The following is a 16692-nucleotide window of genomic DNA, read 5'->3' as shown; positions in this document are numbered from 1 at the left end:
ACACACAAGGGGTTGCCTGTCCAGCGTCCTACCAGCGCAGCAAGGGCGCCAGCAGCAAGCGGCCGGCAAGGCCGGAAAGCACGACGGCAAGGCCGTGCCAAAGCGCGATGTGCATCATATCGTTCGACGCACAATGCAGCGCGACGATCGTCGCGCCCGCCGCCCCCGCCGCGATTCCGACCACCCAGCCGGCCCGCGTCGGCGAAGTCGGTGCACCCGCCTTCAGCCATGCGAACAGCGCCGCGCCGACGCCCAGACCCGCCATCACGCCCTCGACCAGGCAGCCGAGCCCGTTTTCGGGCCGCGCCGCTTCCATCGCCGCATGGCCATCACCCAGCGCCATCACGAGCGCAGAAATCGGAAGCGCCAACGCCGCAAGCCCGGCCCAGCGCCAGCCGCTATAATCGCGTCCGACGCCCGGCAACCCCATGCGCAGCGCGCTCCATGCCGCGGCAAAACCCAATGCGACGATCAGCCAGAAGGCCAGCAGCGGCAGCGGCGGCATCATGACGCCCTCCGCGAGGTCGTGGCGCATCCCCGAAAACCAGAATAGCAATCCCGCACCTGCCGCCCATCCGGCGGCGACCCACAGCGAACCGTGCGCCACGCGGCGCGGGCGCACGGGTTCGAGCTCACCGGCGAGGTCGTCGATCAGGTCGTCGATCGATGCGTTGCTCATCTCATTCGCTTTCAATCAATTGCGCGAGTTTCTTCAGTCCGCGATGAATATTTACCTTCACCAGCGACTCGCTTTGCCCGCATATCCGCGATGCTTCGGCGATCGAGGCCCCTTCGATCTTGACCAGCGTGATCGCCTGCGCCTGTCCGGCAGGAAGAAAGCCCAACATGCGGTCGAGGCTGAGGCGCGCGTGAATGGCTTCGTCCTCGGCGCCGACCGCCGCATCATTGTCGCCCAGTTCCGCCTCGTCGCGTTGGCGGCGCAGCATGTCGATCCAGCGATAGCGCGCAATCGCCGCGAGCCATGGCAGGAAGGGCCGGTTCCTGTCCCAGGTCGCAAGCTTGCGGTGCATCGACACCAAAGTTTCCTGCACCAGGTCGTCGATATGACCCGGGGCGATGCGCCGCGCGAAATAGCGTTCGAGCCATTTGCGGCTATCGGCGAGCAGCACGCGGTAGGCGTCGCGATCGCCGCGCTGCGATGCCGCCATCAGATGTGCCAGCGAAGGCTCGTCGATGCTCATTTGCGCCGCAGCCTAGCAGCGACGGCGTCGAGCGAGAACTGCCCGCGCGGCGGGTGTCGCTGGCATCTCGGCACACAGGCCATTTGCTTCTCCCTCGAAATGGACGATGCGGGGGAATGGCATCCACAGCAGTTCGGACGGGACCATCGAACGGTTACGCCGAGGCCGATTTCCCTCGCGCCATCTTGTCGCCACCTTCGGCGCGCAGGGGGGGGTTCTTTCCTCTTCAACCAGCGAGCCTGTCATGAGCGTAGCCTTTCGCCGCGAAAGCGACGACGAGCATAAGGAACCCGAATTCGAACTGCCGATTCCGGTCGGCCCGAATCTGGTGACCCCGCGCGGATTGCGCCTGCTCGGCGAAGAGGTCGCGCGGATCGAAGCCGCGATCGCTGCGGCGGCGGACGACGAGGCGCGCAAGAAATTGCAACGCCGCCTGCGCTATTTCCACACCCGCCAATCGACCGCGGACGTGCAGGCGCCGCCCACCGACGGCAGCGTCGGGATCGGCAGCCGGATCACCTATCGCCTGAACAAGGCCGAGAGGACGATCACCATCGTCGGCGGCGACGAAGCCGATCCGGCGTCGGGATCGATCGCCTTTTTCGCTCCGCTTGCGCGCGCGCTGATGGGTGCAGAGGTTGGCGAGAGCGTCGAATATCAGGATCGCGAGGATGCGATTGCCATCCTCGCGGCCGAAGCCGATCCGGAGATGCAGGCATGAAGGACAAGTTCGAGCGCCACAAACAGCCGTGGACCGCGGCCGAAATCGACAAGCTTCACACGCTCGCCAAAAAGGGCATGGCGCTGAAAGCGATTGCGAAAGCACTGACGCGCAGCGAGGAATCGGTGAAGGTTCGTGCCAAGGCCGACGGCCTGTCGATCGCAAAGCTGCACTGACACCCCGATGACCACCGCCAATTATGACGCCATCGTGCTGGGTGCCGGCGCGGCCGGGCTGATGTGCGCCGCGATTGCGGGCGCACGCGGGCGGCGCGTGCTGTTGCTCGACCATGCCGATGCGGTGGGCAAGAAGATCCTGATTTCGGGCGGCGGGCGCTGCAACTTCACCAATGTGAACACCGCGCCCGATCGCTTCCTCTCGGCGAACCCGCATTTCGCCAAGTCGGCGCTCGCACGCTACACGCCCGCCGACTTCATCGCGCTCGTCGAGCGCCACGGTATCGCTTATCACGAAAAGACGCTCGGCCAGCTGTTCTGCGATGGCTCGGCAAAAGCGATTGTCGCCATGCTGCTCGACGAAGCCGCCAAAGCCGGGGTCGATGTCCGCACCGGCCAGCCGGTAAACGACGTGACGCACGCCGACGGCAAATTCACCGTCCGCTTCGGCGACCAGGATTTCGCTGCCCCGGCGCTGGTCATTGCGACCGGCGGTCCGTCGATCCCCAAGATGGGCGCGACGGGTTTCGCTTACGATCTCGCGCGGCAGTTCGGCCTGAAAGTCGTCGAACCGCGCCCCGCGCTCGTCCCGTTGACATTGGGCGGCGACGACGTCCTGTTCCGCGAACTGTCGGGAATCGCGGCGCCCGTCGAGGCCCGCGCGGGCAAGGCAGCCTTCCGCGAAGCCGCGCTCTTCACGCATCGGGGGCTTTCGGGTCCCGCGATTCTCCAGGTGAGCAGCTATTGGCGCCACGGCGAGCCCGTGACTATCGACCTGTTGCCCGATGCGCCGTCAGGCTGGCTGCTCAACGCCAAACGCACGCGCCCGCGCGCCACCCTTCGCACGACGCTCGGCGCCCTGCTTCCCGACCGTCTCGCCGAAACGCTCGCCGAACGCCTCGCCCTTCCCGGCGAACTCGGCGCTTTGACCGACCGCAAGCTCGCCGATGCCGAGGTGCGCCTCGCGGGTTGGATTTTCCATCCGAATGGCACCGAAGGCTTCGCCAAAGCCGAGGTCACCGTCGGCGGAATATCGACTGCAAACCTGTCGTCGCAAACAATGATGGCCAAAACCGTCGCAAACCTCTATGCGGTCGGCGAAGCCGTAGATGTCACAGGGTGGTTAGGCGGCTATAATTTTCAATGGGCCTGGGCCAGCGGACACGCTGCCGGACAGGTGATTTAAGCCCATTGAGCCCCTTTTCCGTCGGCCCGTCACCGCACCGGTGACCGCCCATATTATTGAGATATAAATGCCTTTCGAGAATCTTTCCCCCGTCCTTTCGGACGCCCTTGTCGCGCGCGGCTATGAGGCGCTCACCCCCGTCCAGACGCAAGTCACCGAATCCGAAGCCAAGGGCCGCGACCTGCTCGTCTCGGCGCAGACCGGCTCGGGCAAGACCGTCGCCTTCGGCCTCGCGATGGCCGACGAGCTGATCGAGGACGGCCGCCTGCCCTTCGCGACTTCGCCGCTCGCGCTGATCGTCGCGCCGACGCGCGAACTCGCGCTGCAGGTCAGCCGCGAACTCGGCTGGCTCTATGCCAAGGCCGGGGCGCGTATCGCGACCTGCGTTGGCGGCATGGACGCCAGCAAGGAACGCCGCGCCTTGGGTCAGGGCGTGCAGATCGTCGTCGGCACCCCCGGGCGCCTCCGCGACCATCTCGAACGCGGCGCCCTCGACCTCACCGCGCTCCGCGTTGCCGTGCTCGACGAAGCCGACGAAATGCTCGACATGGGCTTTCGCGACGACCTTGAGGAAATCCTCGACGGCACCCCCGAGACGCGCCGCACCCTGCTCTTCTCGGCGACGCTGCCGAAGCCGATCGTCCAGCTCGCCAAGCGCTACCAGCAGGATGCGTTGCGCATCTCGACCGTCGGCGAAGACCGCGGGCATGGCGACATTGCCTATCAGGCGGTGACCGTTGCCCCCGCCGACATCGAAGGCGCCGTCGTCAACCTGCTTCGCCTGCACGACGCCGAGACCGCGATGCTGTTCTGCGCGACGCGCGACAATGTCCGTCGCCTCCACGCCAGCCTCGTCGAGCGCGGTTTCGCCGCGGTCGCGCTGTCGGGCGAGCATAGCCAGAACGAACGCAACGCGGCGCTGCAGGCGCTGCGCGATCGCCGCGCCAAGGTCTGCGTCGCGACCGACGTCGCCGCACGCGGCATCGACCTTCCGACGCTCAGCCTCGTGATCCACGTCGAAATCCCGCGCGACGCCGAAGCGCTCCAGCACCGCTCGGGCCGCACCGGCCGCGCGGGCAAAAAGGGCACCGCGGTCATCATCGTCCCCTATCCGCGCCGCCGCCGCGTTGACGGCATGCTGCGCGGTGCACGCATCAACGCCGAATGGATGGACGCGCCGACCGCCGCCGACGTGCGCAAGCGCGATCAGGAACGGCTGATGGAGAAATTGCTGACGCCGGTCGAGCATGAAGCCGAAGATATCGAACTTGCGCAGCGCCTGATGGCCGAGCGCACCCCCGAAGACATTGCCGCATCGCTCGTTCAGGCACACCGCGCGCTGATGCCGCCGCCCGAGGACCTGATCGACAATAGCGCCCGCGGCCGCGACCGCCCCGAACGCGGTGAGCGCGGTGAGCGTTTCGAGCGCCCCGACCGTGGCGGCGCCGACCGCCGTGACGGCTTCGAGGACAGCGTCTGGTTCCGCCTCAACATCGGCCGCCACCAGAATGCCGATCCGCGCTGGATCCTGCCTTTGCTCTGCCGCCGCGGCCATGTGAGCAAGAACGAGATCGGCGCGATCCGCATCGGGCCGAAAGAAACGATGTTCAACATCCCGCGCGGAATCGCCGACCGCTTTGCCGAGGCGGTAGTGCGCACCGCAAATCAGGATGGCGAGGACGACAGCGGCGTGTCGATCACGCCCGCGCCCGACGGTCCGACCTATCCGCCGCGGCGCGACAAGGGACCGCGCGATGCGGGACCGCGTGGTCCGCGCGGTCCGATGCGCGCCGGCCCCGGCGGCGACCGTGGCCCGCGCGGCCCCGGCGGCAATACCGAGCGCTACAAGCCCAAGCCCTACGGCCAGCGCAGCCCGCGCCACGCCAAATAAGTTGGCTCCTCCCCGGCGGGGAGGGACTTTCATCGCATCGCCCTTGCGCTCTGCTGTCCGGCCCACCAGATGGACCGGACAGCAGGAGAGCGGCGGATGCAAGCGATCGAAGCCTTTATCGAAAGCCAGGGCGGACCCGAAGTCATCGACTGGCGCACGGTAACGCTCGGCGACCCCGGCCCCGGCCAGGTCCTGCTCCGGCAAACTGCGGTCGGGCTCAACTATCTCGACACCTATCACCGCGACGGCACCTATCCCGTGCCGCTACCGAGCGGGCTTGGGGTCGAATCCGCCGGTGAAATCGTCGCGGTCGGCGCTGACGTCCACGGGCTCCAGCCCGGCGACCGAGTTGCGACCTTCGGCCCCGAACGCACCGCCTATGCGAGCGCCCGGATCGTTAGCGCCGCCTCGCTGTTCAAACTTCCCGCCGAGATCGACGACGAAACCGCGGCCGCCGCGCTGCTCAAGGCGTGCACGGTCGAGATGCTCGTCGAGCGCTGCGCAAAGGTCGAGGCGGGATCAACCGTGCTCGTCCATGCCGCCGCGGGCGGGGTCGGGCTGATCCTCGTCCAATGGCTGAAGGCGATCGGCGCGAGCGTCATCGGCACCGTCAGCACCGAGGCGAAGGCGCATACAGCACGCGAAGCCGGCGCCGATCATGTGCTGATGTACAAGAGCGACGATGTCGCCGCGCACGTTCGCGAAATTACCGACGGCCAGGGCGTCCCCGTCACCTTCGACGGCATCGGCATGGCGACATGGGACGTCTCGCTCAAGGCCACCGCGCGGCGCGGGCTGATCGTCAGCTATGGCAATGCCGGCGGGCCGGTGACCGGGGTCAATCTTGGCGTGCTTGCCCAGCACGGGTCCCAGTTCGTCACCCGCCCGACGCTGTTCGACTATTATCTCCACCCCGGCGAGCGCGCCGCGGGCGCCGCGCGCGTGTTCGAGATGATCGGGTCGGGGGCGGTGCAGATCACCGTCGGCCAGCGCTATTCGCTGGAAGATGCCGCACGCGCGCATGCCGATCTACAAGCAGGGCGCACGACGGGTTCGACGCTCCTGATTCCGGAGCATAGTTAGCCGTCGCCCCGGCGAAGGCGGGGCGGCGTTACGCCTTCAACCGCTCGGCATGCCATGCGACATGCTCGGCCATGAAGGTCGAGATGAAATAATAGCTGTGATCATAGCCCGGCTGCATACGGATCGCCGCTTTCTGCCCGGCCAGTTCGCATGCTTCGGCCAGCAAATGCGTCTTGAGCTGTTCGGTCAGGAAATTGTCGGCGTCGCCTTGGTCGACCAGAAGGTCGGGCACCCGCGCACCGCCTGCGATCAGCGCGCAGGCGTCATAGACGCTCCACGCTTCGCGATCGTCGCCAAGGTAATTGCCCAGCGCCTTCTCGCCCCACGGGCATTGCAGCGGCGCAACGATCGGCGAAAAGGCCGATACCGAGCGGAAGCGATCGGGGGTGCGCAGCGCCACCGTGAGCGCGCCATGGCCGCCCATCGAATGGCCGGTGATCCCCTGCCGCGTCATGTCCGCGGCGGCAAATTCGCGCAGGATCAGCGACGGAAGCTCGTCCTCGACGTATGATCGCATCCGGTAATTGGCCGCCCACGGCTCCTCGGTCGCGTCGACATAGAAACCGGCGCCCAAGCCGAAATCCCACGCCGCGTCGGGATCGTCGGGAACGCCCTCGCCGCGCGGGCTGGTATCGGGGGCGATGAAGATCACGCCATGTTCGGCGCAAGCCGCCCGATACTCGCCCTTTTCCATGACATTGGCATGGGTGCAGGTCAGTCCCGACAGATACCAGAGAACGGGCAGCTTGGTGCCCGGCGCATGGTCGGGGATGAAGACCGCAAAGGTCATATCGGTGCCCGTCGTCGCGCTCTTGTGCTTGTACACACCCTGTGTGCCGCCATGGCAGCGAACGGTGGAGAGGGTTTCGAGGGTCATGCGGGCTCCTGAACGGGGATCGAAGCGATAAGCGGTTGATGTCCCCAATGACGCAGGAGGTCGAGGATCGTTGCCCCCGACAAACCGAGGGTGCCGGTATTGCGCAGCGGATGGACATTGACCGTCGCCGCGGCCGCCAGTCCCTCATCGAGCACCACGGTGATGCTTCCGGGCGCCGCGTTGATCGCCGCCAGCGGCGTCACCGACCCCGGCGTGATACCGAGCAGGCGGTCCATATCGTCGGCCTTGCCGAAACTCACGCGCTTGCTGCCGATCGCGGTGGGTAGTGCCTTCAGGTCGACGCGTGCCTCGGATGGCACGGTGACGAGCCAATAGGCGCCACCATTGTCCTTCAGGAACAGATTCTTGGTATGCGCCCCCGGAATGCCGGCGTTCACCACGTCGCTCTCGGCAACGGTGAACACCGCTTCATGCTCATAGGCGGCGAAGGGGACGGCAAGCACGCCAAGGTCCGCCATCAATCCCGCTTCGCCGCGCATGATCAGTCCCTTAAACGACGCGATGGAGCGCGCAGAGCTTGTTGCCCGACGGATCGCGCAGATAGGCGAGATAGAGCTGGCCGAAACCCCCTTCGCGCACGCCCGGCGGGTCTTCGATCGAGGTGCCGCCGTTGGCGACGCCGGCATCGTGCCACGCCTTCGCCTGTTCGGGGCCTTCCATCGCAAAGCCGATCGTGCAGCCGTTACCGACCGTGGCGGGCTCGCCGTCGATCGGCGCGCCGACGAGGAACAGGCCGCCATTGTGCATATATATGAGGCGGCCCTTGTCGTCGGTGATCGCGGGCTTGCCGCCGATCGCCTGGAAGGTCGCGTCATAGAATTTCTTGGCGGCTTCGAGGTCGTTCGCCCCGACCATATTGTGACTATACATCGCCTTTGCTCCTCCTGATTCTGGTTGCGAAACGCTACCTACCCGGCCCGCCCGGTCAGGGCCAGCCACGATTCCGTTTTCGGCTCATCGAAATCGACGAACCCCTCCGGGTGACTGGCCTAGCGGAAGACGACGGTCTTGCGGCCGTCGATCAGCACGCGCTGTTCGGCGACCCAGCGCACCGCGCGCGCGAGCACCTGCGCTTCGGTATCGCGCCCGATGCGGATGAGCTCGTCGACGCTGTCGCGGTGATCGACGCGCTCGACCGCCTGCTCGATGATCGGCCCTTCGTCGAGGTCGCTCGTCACGAAATGCGCGGTTGCGCCGATCAGCTTGACCCCGCGCTCCTGCGCGCGGTGATAAGGCTTGGCGCCCTTGAAGCCCGGCAGGAAGCTGTGATGGATGTTGATGCAGCGCCCCGACAGCTTCGCCGACAGATCGGACGAGAGCACCTGCATATAGCGCGCGAGCACCAGATACTCCGCCCTGCCGCGCGCCATCACGTCGAGGATCGCGGCTTCCTGCTCTGCGCGGTTCGCGTCGCTGACGGGCAGATAATGGAACGGCACCCCGTGCCATTCGGACAGCCGCCGCTGCGCCTCATGATTCGACACGACGCCGACGACGTCGATCGCGAGGTTCCCCGTCGACCAGCGATGGAGGAGATCATTCAGGCAATGACTGCCCTGCGACACCGCGATGACAAAGCGCGGCTTCGCGGTGCGGTCGCTGATCCGCGCGTCCATCGCGAAACGGGCGATGATCGGCGCAAAGGCTTCCTCCACCCCTGCCAGCCCATCGGGAAAGCGCGGCCCTGCGCCGCGAAACTCGACGCGCATGAAGAAGCGCCCCGAATCGAGGTCGGCATATTGCTGGCTGTCGAGGATGAAGCCGTCGCGTGTCGCGAGCAGCCCCGTCACCGCGGCGACGATGCCGACCGCATCGACGCAGCTGAACGTCAGGACGAAGGCGGGCTGGTCCATTTCGGTCATGCCAGCCGGTGCATCGCGCACAGCTTGTTGCCGGCGGGATCGCGCAGATAGGCGAGATAGACCGTCCGGCCCTCGGTTACCTGGCGGATACCCGGCGGATCCTCGATCGCCGTCCCGCCGTTCGCTACGCCCGCGGCGTGCCAGGCATCGACCGCTTCGGTCGACGCCGCGACGAAGCCGAGCGTGCCACCATTGGCCCCGGTCGCGGCCGCCCCATTGAGCGGCTTCGTGATCAGGAAGCGCCCGCCGGCATGCGAATAGATGAGGCGGCCCCACGCATCGACGACGCCCGGCGGCACGCCGAGCGCGCCCAGCGCGGCGTCATAGAAACAGCGCGCGGCTTCGATATCGTCGGCGCCCAGTGCGACATGGCTGAACATGCCGGTCTCAGAAAACGACGACGCTGCGGATGCTCTCGCCCGCGTGCATCAAGTCGAAGCCCTTGTTGATCTCTTCGAGGCCCATGACGTGGGTGATCATCGGGTCGATCTCGATCTTGCCCTGCATATACATGTCGACGATCTTAGGCACGTCGGTGCGGCCCTTGGCGCCGCCGAAGGCGGTGCCGCGCCAGTTGCGCCCGGTGACGAGCTGGAACGGCCGCGTCGCGATTTCCTTGCCCGCTTCGGCGACCCCGATGATGATGCTGGTGCCCCAGCCGCGGTGGCACGCTTCGAGCGCGGTGCGCATCACTTCGGTGTTGCCCGTGGCGTCGAAGGTGTAATCGGCGCCGCCGTCGGTCATCGCGACGATCGTCGCGACGACATCCTCGCGGCTCATGCCCTTCGAATTGAGGAATTCGGTCATGCCGAACTTGCGGCCCCATTCCTCGCGGTCCGGGTTGATATCGACGCCGATGATCTTGTCGGCGCCCGCAAGCCGCGCGCCCTGGATCACGTTGAGGCCGATGCCCCCGAGCCCGAAGACGACGACATTGTCGCCGACCTGCACCTTCGCGGTGTTGATCACCGCGCCGACGCCGGTCGTGACACCGCAGCCGATGTAGCAGCTCGACTGGAAGGGCGCGTCCTCGCGGATCTTCGCGACCGCGATCTCGGGCAGCACGGTGAAGTTCGAGAAGGTCGAGCAGCCCATATAATGGAAGATCGGCTGGCCCTTGTACGAAAAGCGCGTCGTGCCGTCGGGCATCAGCCCCTTGCCCTGCGTCGCGCGGATCGCGGTGCAGAGGTTGGTCTTGCCCGAAAGGCAGCTTTTGCACTGGCGGCATTCGGGGGTGTAGAGCGGGATCACATGGTCGCCCGCCTTCACGCTGGTGACGCCCGCGCCGACCTCGCGCACGACGCCCGCGCCCTCATGCCCCAGCACGCTCGGGAAGATGCCCTCGCTGTCGAAGCCGTCGAGCGTATAGGCGTCGGTGTGGCAGATGCCCGTCGCCATGATCTCGACCAGAACCTCGCCCGCCTTCGGGCCTTCGAGGTCGAGTTCGACGATTTCGAGCGGCTTCTTCGCTTCGAACGCAACGGCGGCGCGGGTCTTCATGGCACGAGTCTCCTTATGGTCGCTCGGCTATCAGCACTCCACGACGCTGACCGCAAGCCCGCCTTTCGACGTTTCCTTATATTTGTCGCGCATGTCGCGGCCCGTCTGCAGCATCGTCGCGATCACCGTGTCGAGGCTGACGACATGCGTGCCGTCGCCGATCATCGCGATGCGGCTCGCGTCGATCGCCTTGATCGCGCCCATCGCGTTGCGCTCGATGCACGGGATCTGCACCAGCCCGCCGATCGGGTCGCACGTGAGCCCGAGATTATGCTCCATGCCGATCTCGGCGGCATTCTCGACCTGCGCGTTGGTGCCGCCCAAGGCCGCGGTCAGACCCGCCGCCGCCATCGAGCAGGCGACGCCGACCTCGCCCTGGCAGCCGACCTCGGCGCCCGATATGCTCGCGTTACGCTTGTAAAGGGCGCCAACCGCGCCCGCGGCGAGCAGGAAGGTGCGCACCCCTGCGTCATCGCCGCGATAGCCGCGGCGGTAAAAGCGGATCACCGCGGGGATGATCCCCGCCGCGCCGTTGGTGGGCGCGGTGACGACCTTGCCGCCCGCGGCGTTCTCTTCATTCACCGCCATCGCCCACAGGTTGATCCAGTCCATCATCGCGAGCGGATCGATCAGGTTGGTTTCGTGGCGGTTGCGGATATCGTCGGCGATCTGCGGCGCGCGGCGCTTGACCTTGAGGCCCCCCGGCAAAATTCCGGTGCTGCAACAGCCGGCGTCGATCGACGCGTCCATCGCCCCCGCGATCGCATCGAGTCCGGCATTTACCTCTTCGAGACTGCGATGCGCGAGCTCATTCTCGAGCATCATTTCGGCAAAGCTCTTGCCCGACGCCGCGCCCATTTCCATGAGGTCGGCGCCCGAGGTGAAGGCGAAAGGCAATTCGACCTCATCCTCCGCGCCGCGGCTGTTGCGCCCCGCCTCGTCCTCGTCGACGACGAAGCCGCCGCCGATCGAGAAATACATGCGTTTGGCGAGGATCTCGCCCTCACCGTCGCGCGCGGTGAAGGAGAGCGCATTGCTGTGAAAAGGCTGCCGCTGACGCATCTGGAAATGCAGGTCGCGCTTCGGCTGGAACCGCACGCGCTGGCGGCCGAGCAGGTAGAGGAAGCCCTCGCTGTCGGCGCGATCCCAATGCGCCTTGATCGCAGCGAGGCTGGTCGAGGCGGGGATTTCGCCGGCGAGGCCCGCGACCACCGCGGTGTCGGCGGCGTGACCTTTCCCGGTCAGCGCGAGCGAACCGTAGAGGTCGGCTTCGACATGCACGGTCTTGGTGAGCAGCGCCTGCTCGTCGAGCCAGACGGTGAAACGCCGGGCCGCGACCATCGGGCCCACGGTATGCGAGCTCGACGGTCCGACACCGATTTTGAAAAGTTCGAAAAGGCTGATCGTCATGGCGGCGCTATAGAAGACGCGCCGCCATTGCGATAGGACATCAAGGCCCGATTATTTCTTGTTCAGGCCGGGTAGGTCCAGGTCGTGTCGCGCGCCAGATTCTCGGCAGCGAAGTCCCAGTTGAGCAGCTCGTCGACCACCGCGTCGACATAGGCCGGACGCAGGTTCTTGCGGTCGATGTAATAGGCGTGCTCCCACACGTCGATGACGAGCAAGGGCTTGATACCCGCGGTCAGCTCGGTACCCGCGTCATGCGTGTCGGTGACCGACAGCGTGCCGTCGCGCGAGACGAGCCACGCCCAGCCCGAGGCGAAATGGTTGACGGCGGTTTCCTTGAGCTTCTTCTTCAGCTCGTCGAGCGAGCCGAAATCGCGGTCGATCGCGGCGGCAAGGTCGCCGGCGGGCGCGGTCTTCGCCGGGCTCAGGCTTTCCCAATAGAAAGCGTGGTTCCACGACTGCGCCGCATTGTTGAACAGGCCCTTGTTGCCCGAACCTTCGGCATGATGGACGATTTCCTCGAGCGGTTTCGACGCGAGGTCGGTGCCTTCGATCGCGGCGTTGACCTTGTCGACATAGGCCTTGTGATGCTTGCCATGATGCGTCGCCAGCGTGTCGGCCGAGATATGCGGCTCGAGTGCATCCTGAGCGTAGGGGAGAGGAGGATGGGCGATGGTCATGGCAGTCTCCTTTTTTATGAATTCGGGCCCTTAACTCGGTATCGCCCCCGCGAGTTGCAACCCCGTGACCGGAATTTTTCGCCCGATATTCAGGTCACCATGGCTTGGAGCGTCGCGATCCGGTCGGCTTCCTCGGCGGGCTTGTCGCGGCGGATGCGCGAAATGCGCGGGAAGCGCATCGCGAGGCCCGACTTGTGGCGCTTGGACGCGTGGATCGAATCGAACGCGACTTCGAGCACGAGCGACTTTTTGACCTCGCGCACCGGGCCGAAGCGGTTCAGCGTGTTGTCGCGAACGAACTTGTCGAGCCATTTCAGCTCCTCGTCGGTAAAACCCGAATAGGCCTTGCCCACCGGGAGCAACTCGCCCGCGGCGGACCAGCAGCCGAAGGTATAGTCCGAATAGAAGCTCGCGCGGCGGCCGTTGCCCCTTTGGGCGTACATCATCACGCAGTCGGCGGTGAGCGGATCGCGCTTCCATTTGTACCAGAGCCCCGCGCGGCGCCCCGCGACATAGGGCGCATCGCGGCGCTTGAGCATCACGCCCTCGATCGCGGCGTCGCGCGCACCCGCGCGGCGTTCGGCAAGGTCGTCGAAGTCGCGCGCGTCGATGACCTGCGACAGGTCGAAATGGCTGTCGGCGAGACGCGGGACGAAGCCTTCGAGCTGCCGCCGCCGTTCGGTCCATGGCAGGGCGCGGAGGTCGTTACCGTCGACCGCGAGCAGGTCATAGACGCGCACGAAGGCGGGATAATCGGCGAGCATCTTCTTCGACACGATCTTGCGCCCGAGCCGTTGCTGCAAGGCGTTGAAGCTCGCCGCCTCCCCGCCCTGCACCTCGCCGCGCACGAGCAATTCGCCGTCGATCACCGCATCCTGATCGAACGCCGCAACCAGCTCGGGGAAGGCGCCGCTGATCTCCTCGCCGCCGCGGCTGTAGATGCGCGTCTCACCGCCGCCGTGCGCAATCTGGACGCGGATGCCGTCCCATTTCCATTCGGCGGCGTAATCCGCAAGGTCGACGCTCTCCGCTTCCAGCGGATGCGCGAGCATGAAGGGGCGAAAGAAGGCAACATCGGCAAGGTCGGGCCGCTCCGCCCGCCCCTCGCCCCACGCAAAGAGCGGGGCATAGGGCGGCGGGATCGCATGCCACAGCTCCTCGACATCGTCGACGGGCACGTCGAACGCCTGTGCAAACGCCTGCTTCGCGAGCCGCGCCGACACCCCGACGCGCATCCCGCCCAAGGCCAGTTTGAGCAGCGCATAGCGCCCGTCTGCATCGAGCCGGTCGAGCAAGGATGCGACGACCACGGGCGCATCGCTGCGGCTGGTAGCTGCCAGCGCATCGACCGCCTCCGACACGCTGAGGTCCACTTTCTTCCCGGGCGCATCGGGCCAGAGCAGCGCCGCAGTCTCGGCCGTATCGCCCACGAAATGACGCGACAGCCGGAACAATTCCTCATCGACCCGGGTCGCAAGCAACGCCCGCACCGTCCCCGCCTTCACCGCCGGAAAATCGAGGCTCTCGGTCAGCGCCGCGATCGCCCAGCCGCGATCGGGATCGGGCGTGTGCCGCAGGTAATCGACGATCAGCGCGAGCTTGCTGTTGCGCGAGCGCGTGTAAATCAGCCGGTCGATCAGGGCCGCGAAGCGCTTCACGCCTCCTCCTCCTCCAGATCGCGGCCGACGAGGTGCAGCGCGCGCGCCTTGCGCTGCGTGAGTTCGCACCAGCGCAGCAGGCCATCCTCGCTGCCATGGGTGATCCATGTCTCGCCAGGGTTCACCTCGGCTATCGTCGTCGTCAATTCATCCCAATCGGCATGATCCGAAATCACCAGCGGCAGTTCGACCATCCGCTGCCGCGCGCGCTGGCGCACGCGCATCCAGCCCGACGCCATCGCGGTGACCGGATCGGGCAGCCGCCGCGACCACCGATCATTGAGCGCCGAGGGCGGCGCAAGGATGATTTGCCCCGCCATCTCGGCCTTGTCGGTTTCCGAAACCAACCGCAGCTCCCCCAGATCGACACCGTGCACCGCATAAAGCTGGCACATCTTCTCGAGCGCGCCATGGATATAGATCGGCGCATCCCATCCCGCGCCGCGCAGTTCGGCGATCACCCGCTGCGCCTTGCCCAGCGCATAGGCGCCGACGAGCACCGAGCGATCGGGCTCGGCGCGGACCGCGCCGATCAGCTTGGCGATCTCGTCACCCGTCGGCGGGTGACGGAATACCGGCAGACCGAAAGTTGCCTCGGTGATGAAGATATCGCATGGCACGACCTCGAACGGCGCGCAGGTCGGATCGGCGCGGCGCTTGTAATCGCCGGTGACGACGATCCGCTCGCCCCGATATTCCATCAAAATCTGCGCGCTGCCGAGCACATGGCCGGCAGGATGAAAGCTGAAGCGCACCCCGCCGAGTTCGAACCCGTCACCATATTCATACGCCTGATTATGGCTCGCCTCGACATCCACTCCATAGCGCAGCGCCATGATCGCCAGCGTCTCGGGTGTCGCGAACACGGCGCCATGGCCGCTGCGTGCATGGTCGGCATGACCGTGCGTCACGGCGGCGCGCTCGACCGGGCGCGAGGGGTCGATCCACAGGTCGGCGGGCTTCACATAGATGCCGCCCGGGTGCGGCTCGATCCAGGTCCTGGCCTTCGCCATCAGGCGGCGAGTTTCCGCGCACGGATCAGGTCGGCGACGAACATCTCGCGCTCTTCCCCCGCGCGTGCCCGATCGGGCATCCGCAGCAGGAAGGATGGGTGGATCGTCGCGACCAGCTTGCTCCCTCCTTCCAGCTCATGCACCGTGCCGCGCATCGACTTGATGCTCGCGCTCTTGCCCGTCACCCCGCGCAGCGCGCTCGCGCCCAAGGTGACGATCAGGCCGGGCTGGACGAACGCGCGTTCCTTGTCGAGCCACCAGCGGCAGATGTCGATCTCGCCCGTCGTCGGGTTCTGGTGCAGCCGCCGCTTGCCGCGCGGCTCGAACTTGAAATGCTTGACCGCATTGGTGAGGAACAGCCGCGTGCGATCGAGCCCCGCTTCTGCCAGCGCCTCGTTCAGCACTTGCCCCGCCGGACCGACGAAGGGCCTCCCCTGCAAATCCTCCTGATCGCCCGGCTGCTCGCCGACGAGCATGATCCGCGCGCCTTCGGACCCCTCGCCCGCCACGCCCTGCGTCGCGTTGCAATAGAGCGGGCAGCGCGTGCAGCGATCAACCGCGCGCGCGAGGTCGCCCAGCGTCTTCACATCGTCGTCGAGGAGCAATTCGTCGGGCACGCGCGTCCGCCATTTGTCGGTCAGGGGGTTTGCCATGGAAACGGCCGCTTCGCGCATGCGTTCCACCCGCGCCTCGGCGCCCGCAAGCAGCGGCGCGATATCCTGCGCTTCGGGCAGGTTTTTCCAATATTTCTTCGGCATCTCGGCGCGCATCGCGTCGATCTTCACCCGCGCGGGATTGAAGATCGCGCCATAGTAAGTGCGCCACTGATCCTCGACAATATCGCTGTCGGGCACCTCGTCCTTGGTCCCGCAGGGTCCGTAGCTCAGTTTCTCACCCTGCCAGATCGCGCGCGCGTCGGGCGTCACGATTGCCCAGTCCATGCCATAAAAGCGCCGCTGGAAGAAAGGCGCGGTCAGCCGCAATATGCGGTGCGAAGGCTCGAACCATGCCGCGAAACTCTCCCGCCCTGCCTCCTCGCCGAGGCGGCGGAAGCGCACGAATGCGTGCATCTTGTGCACATCGCGCCGGATCGCCTTATCGGCTTTGTTCAGCCAGACGACATCGTCGTCGGTCCGGCGCGCCAGCAATTGCCGGTCGCGCGCCGCGCGCCAGATGACCCGATAGAGCCGCGCCGGCACCTCGGCATCGCGGTGGCAGATCACGCGCTCGGCGATTTCGAGCAATTCGCGCGGCAGTGACACCGCGCCCGCAGGCGCCGCTCCGGTTTCGTCACCGAACAGCGAGGCGCCCTCGTCGCCGTCCCGCCAGCTCACATCCTCCGGCGCGACCCCGCGCGCGAGCAGCCCGCGGGCGGCGCCGCGCCACTCGGCGAAATCGCCGGGCGTTTGCAGCAC

Annotated in this window: 18 protein-coding genes; 5 read left to right on the top strand and 13 right to left on the bottom strand. The window is 66.4% G+C overall.

What is annotated here, in order from left to right:
* Positions 1 to 28: 28 nt before the first annotated feature.
* Positions 29 to 679, bottom strand: coding sequence for an NrsF family protein (locus ACIPPQ_RS14415; RefSeq protein ID WP_446544762.1), 651 nt, complete (start codon positions 677 to 679; stop codon positions 29 to 31).
* Position 680: 1 nt separating this feature from the next.
* Positions 681 to 1202: a sigma-70 family RNA polymerase sigma factor gene (locus ACIPPQ_RS14410; protein WP_446544761.1), complete on the bottom strand. Its 522-nt coding sequence runs from the start codon at positions 1200 to 1202 to the stop codon at positions 681 to 683.
* A 244-nt stretch (positions 1203 to 1446) separates the two neighbouring features.
* On the opposite strand from ACIPPQ_RS14410, the gene ACIPPQ_RS14405 reads away from it, so the two are divergent.
* The 5 genes from ACIPPQ_RS14405 to ACIPPQ_RS14385 all read left to right on the top strand — a co-directional run bounded on the left by ACIPPQ_RS14405 (position 1447) and on the right by ACIPPQ_RS14385 (position 6259).
* Entirely contained in the window at positions 1447 to 1923 is a 477-nt protein-coding gene (locus ACIPPQ_RS14405) for a GreA/GreB family elongation factor (RefSeq protein ID WP_446544760.1), read from the top strand.
* A complete protein-coding gene (locus ACIPPQ_RS14400) occupies positions 1920 to 2099 on the top strand; it encodes a hypothetical protein (RefSeq protein WP_054724496.1) in 180 nt (59 codons plus the stop codon). The genes ACIPPQ_RS14405 and ACIPPQ_RS14400 overlap by 4 nt, the downstream gene beginning before the upstream one ends.
* 7 nt (positions 2100 to 2106) lie before the next feature.
* Positions 2107 to 3285, top strand: a complete 1179-nt coding sequence (locus tag ACIPPQ_RS14395; protein ID WP_446544759.1) for an NAD(P)/FAD-dependent oxidoreductase — start codon at positions 2107 to 2109, stop codon at positions 3283 to 3285.
* Between the two features lie 67 nt (positions 3286 to 3352).
* Entirely contained in the window at positions 3353 to 5176 is a 1824-nt protein-coding gene (locus ACIPPQ_RS14390) for a DEAD/DEAH box helicase (RefSeq protein ID WP_446544758.1), read from the top strand.
* 96 nt (positions 5177 to 5272) lie between these two features.
* Complete coding sequence (locus tag ACIPPQ_RS14385; protein WP_446544757.1) at positions 5273 to 6259, top strand: quinone oxidoreductase family protein; 987 nt, start codon at positions 5273 to 5275, stop codon at positions 6257 to 6259.
* Between the two features lie 28 nt (positions 6260 to 6287).
* Here the strand turns inward: ACIPPQ_RS14385 and fghA are convergent, their stop codons facing one another.
* The 11 genes from fghA to ACIPPQ_RS14330 all read right to left on the bottom strand — a co-directional run bounded on the left by fghA (position 6288) and on the right by ACIPPQ_RS14330 (position 16692).
* Positions 6288 to 7136, bottom strand: a complete 849-nt coding sequence (gene fghA / locus ACIPPQ_RS14380; protein ID WP_446544756.1) for an S-formylglutathione hydrolase — start codon at positions 7134 to 7136, stop codon at positions 6288 to 6290.
* Positions 7133 to 7636: a prolyl-tRNA synthetase associated domain-containing protein gene (locus tag ACIPPQ_RS14375; RefSeq protein ID WP_446544755.1), complete on the bottom strand. Its 504-nt coding sequence runs from the start codon at positions 7634 to 7636 to the stop codon at positions 7133 to 7135. Before ACIPPQ_RS14375 ends, fghA begins: the two co-directional genes overlap by 4 nt.
* 10 nt (positions 7637 to 7646) lie before the next feature.
* Positions 7647 to 8027: a VOC family protein gene (locus ACIPPQ_RS14370; RefSeq protein WP_446544754.1), complete on the bottom strand. Its 381-nt coding sequence runs from the start codon at positions 8025 to 8027 to the stop codon at positions 7647 to 7649.
* Positions 8028 to 8146: 119 nt separating this feature from the next.
* Positions 8147 to 9019 (bottom strand): formyltetrahydrofolate deformylase, encoded by an 873-nt coding sequence (purU, locus tag ACIPPQ_RS14365; RefSeq protein ID WP_446544753.1) that lies wholly within the window; start codon positions 9017 to 9019, stop codon positions 8147 to 8149.
* Entirely contained in the window at positions 9016 to 9399 is a 384-nt protein-coding gene (locus ACIPPQ_RS14360) for a VOC family protein (RefSeq protein ID WP_446544752.1), read from the bottom strand. The genes purU and ACIPPQ_RS14360 overlap by 4 nt, the downstream gene beginning before the upstream one ends.
* 7 nt (positions 9400 to 9406) lie before the next feature.
* Positions 9407 to 10519: an S-(hydroxymethyl)glutathione dehydrogenase/class III alcohol dehydrogenase gene (locus ACIPPQ_RS14355; protein WP_446544751.1), complete on the bottom strand. Its 1113-nt coding sequence runs from the start codon at positions 10517 to 10519 to the stop codon at positions 9407 to 9409.
* Positions 10520 to 10549: 30 nt separating this feature from the next.
* Positions 10550 to 11929 (bottom strand): L-serine ammonia-lyase, encoded by a 1380-nt coding sequence (locus ACIPPQ_RS14350; protein WP_446544750.1) that lies wholly within the window; start codon positions 11927 to 11929, stop codon positions 10550 to 10552.
* Between the two features lie 62 nt (positions 11930 to 11991).
* Positions 11992 to 12606, bottom strand: a complete 615-nt coding sequence (locus tag ACIPPQ_RS14345; RefSeq protein WP_446544749.1) for a superoxide dismutase — start codon at positions 12604 to 12606, stop codon at positions 11992 to 11994.
* A gap of 89 nt (positions 12607 to 12695) precedes the next feature.
* Positions 12696 to 14264 carry a cisplatin damage response ATP-dependent DNA ligase gene (locus ACIPPQ_RS14340; protein ID WP_446544748.1) on the bottom strand — a complete coding sequence of 523 codons (1569 nt, stop codon included), beginning with the start codon at positions 14262 to 14264 and terminating at the stop codon, positions 12696 to 12698.
* Positions 14261 to 15277: a ligase-associated DNA damage response exonuclease gene (locus ACIPPQ_RS14335; RefSeq protein ID WP_446544747.1), complete on the bottom strand. Its 1017-nt coding sequence runs from the start codon at positions 15275 to 15277 to the stop codon at positions 14261 to 14263. The genes ACIPPQ_RS14340 and ACIPPQ_RS14335 overlap by 4 nt, the downstream gene beginning before the upstream one ends.
* Positions 15277 to 16692, bottom strand: coding sequence for a UdgX family uracil-DNA binding protein (locus tag ACIPPQ_RS14330; protein ID WP_446544746.1), 1416 nt, complete (start codon positions 16690 to 16692; stop codon positions 15277 to 15279). The genes ACIPPQ_RS14335 and ACIPPQ_RS14330 overlap by 1 nt, the downstream gene beginning before the upstream one ends.

This window comes from Sphingopyxis sp. LARHCG72 (assembly GCF_052871675.1).
This window is presented reverse-complemented; position numbering and strand designations above follow the sequence as displayed.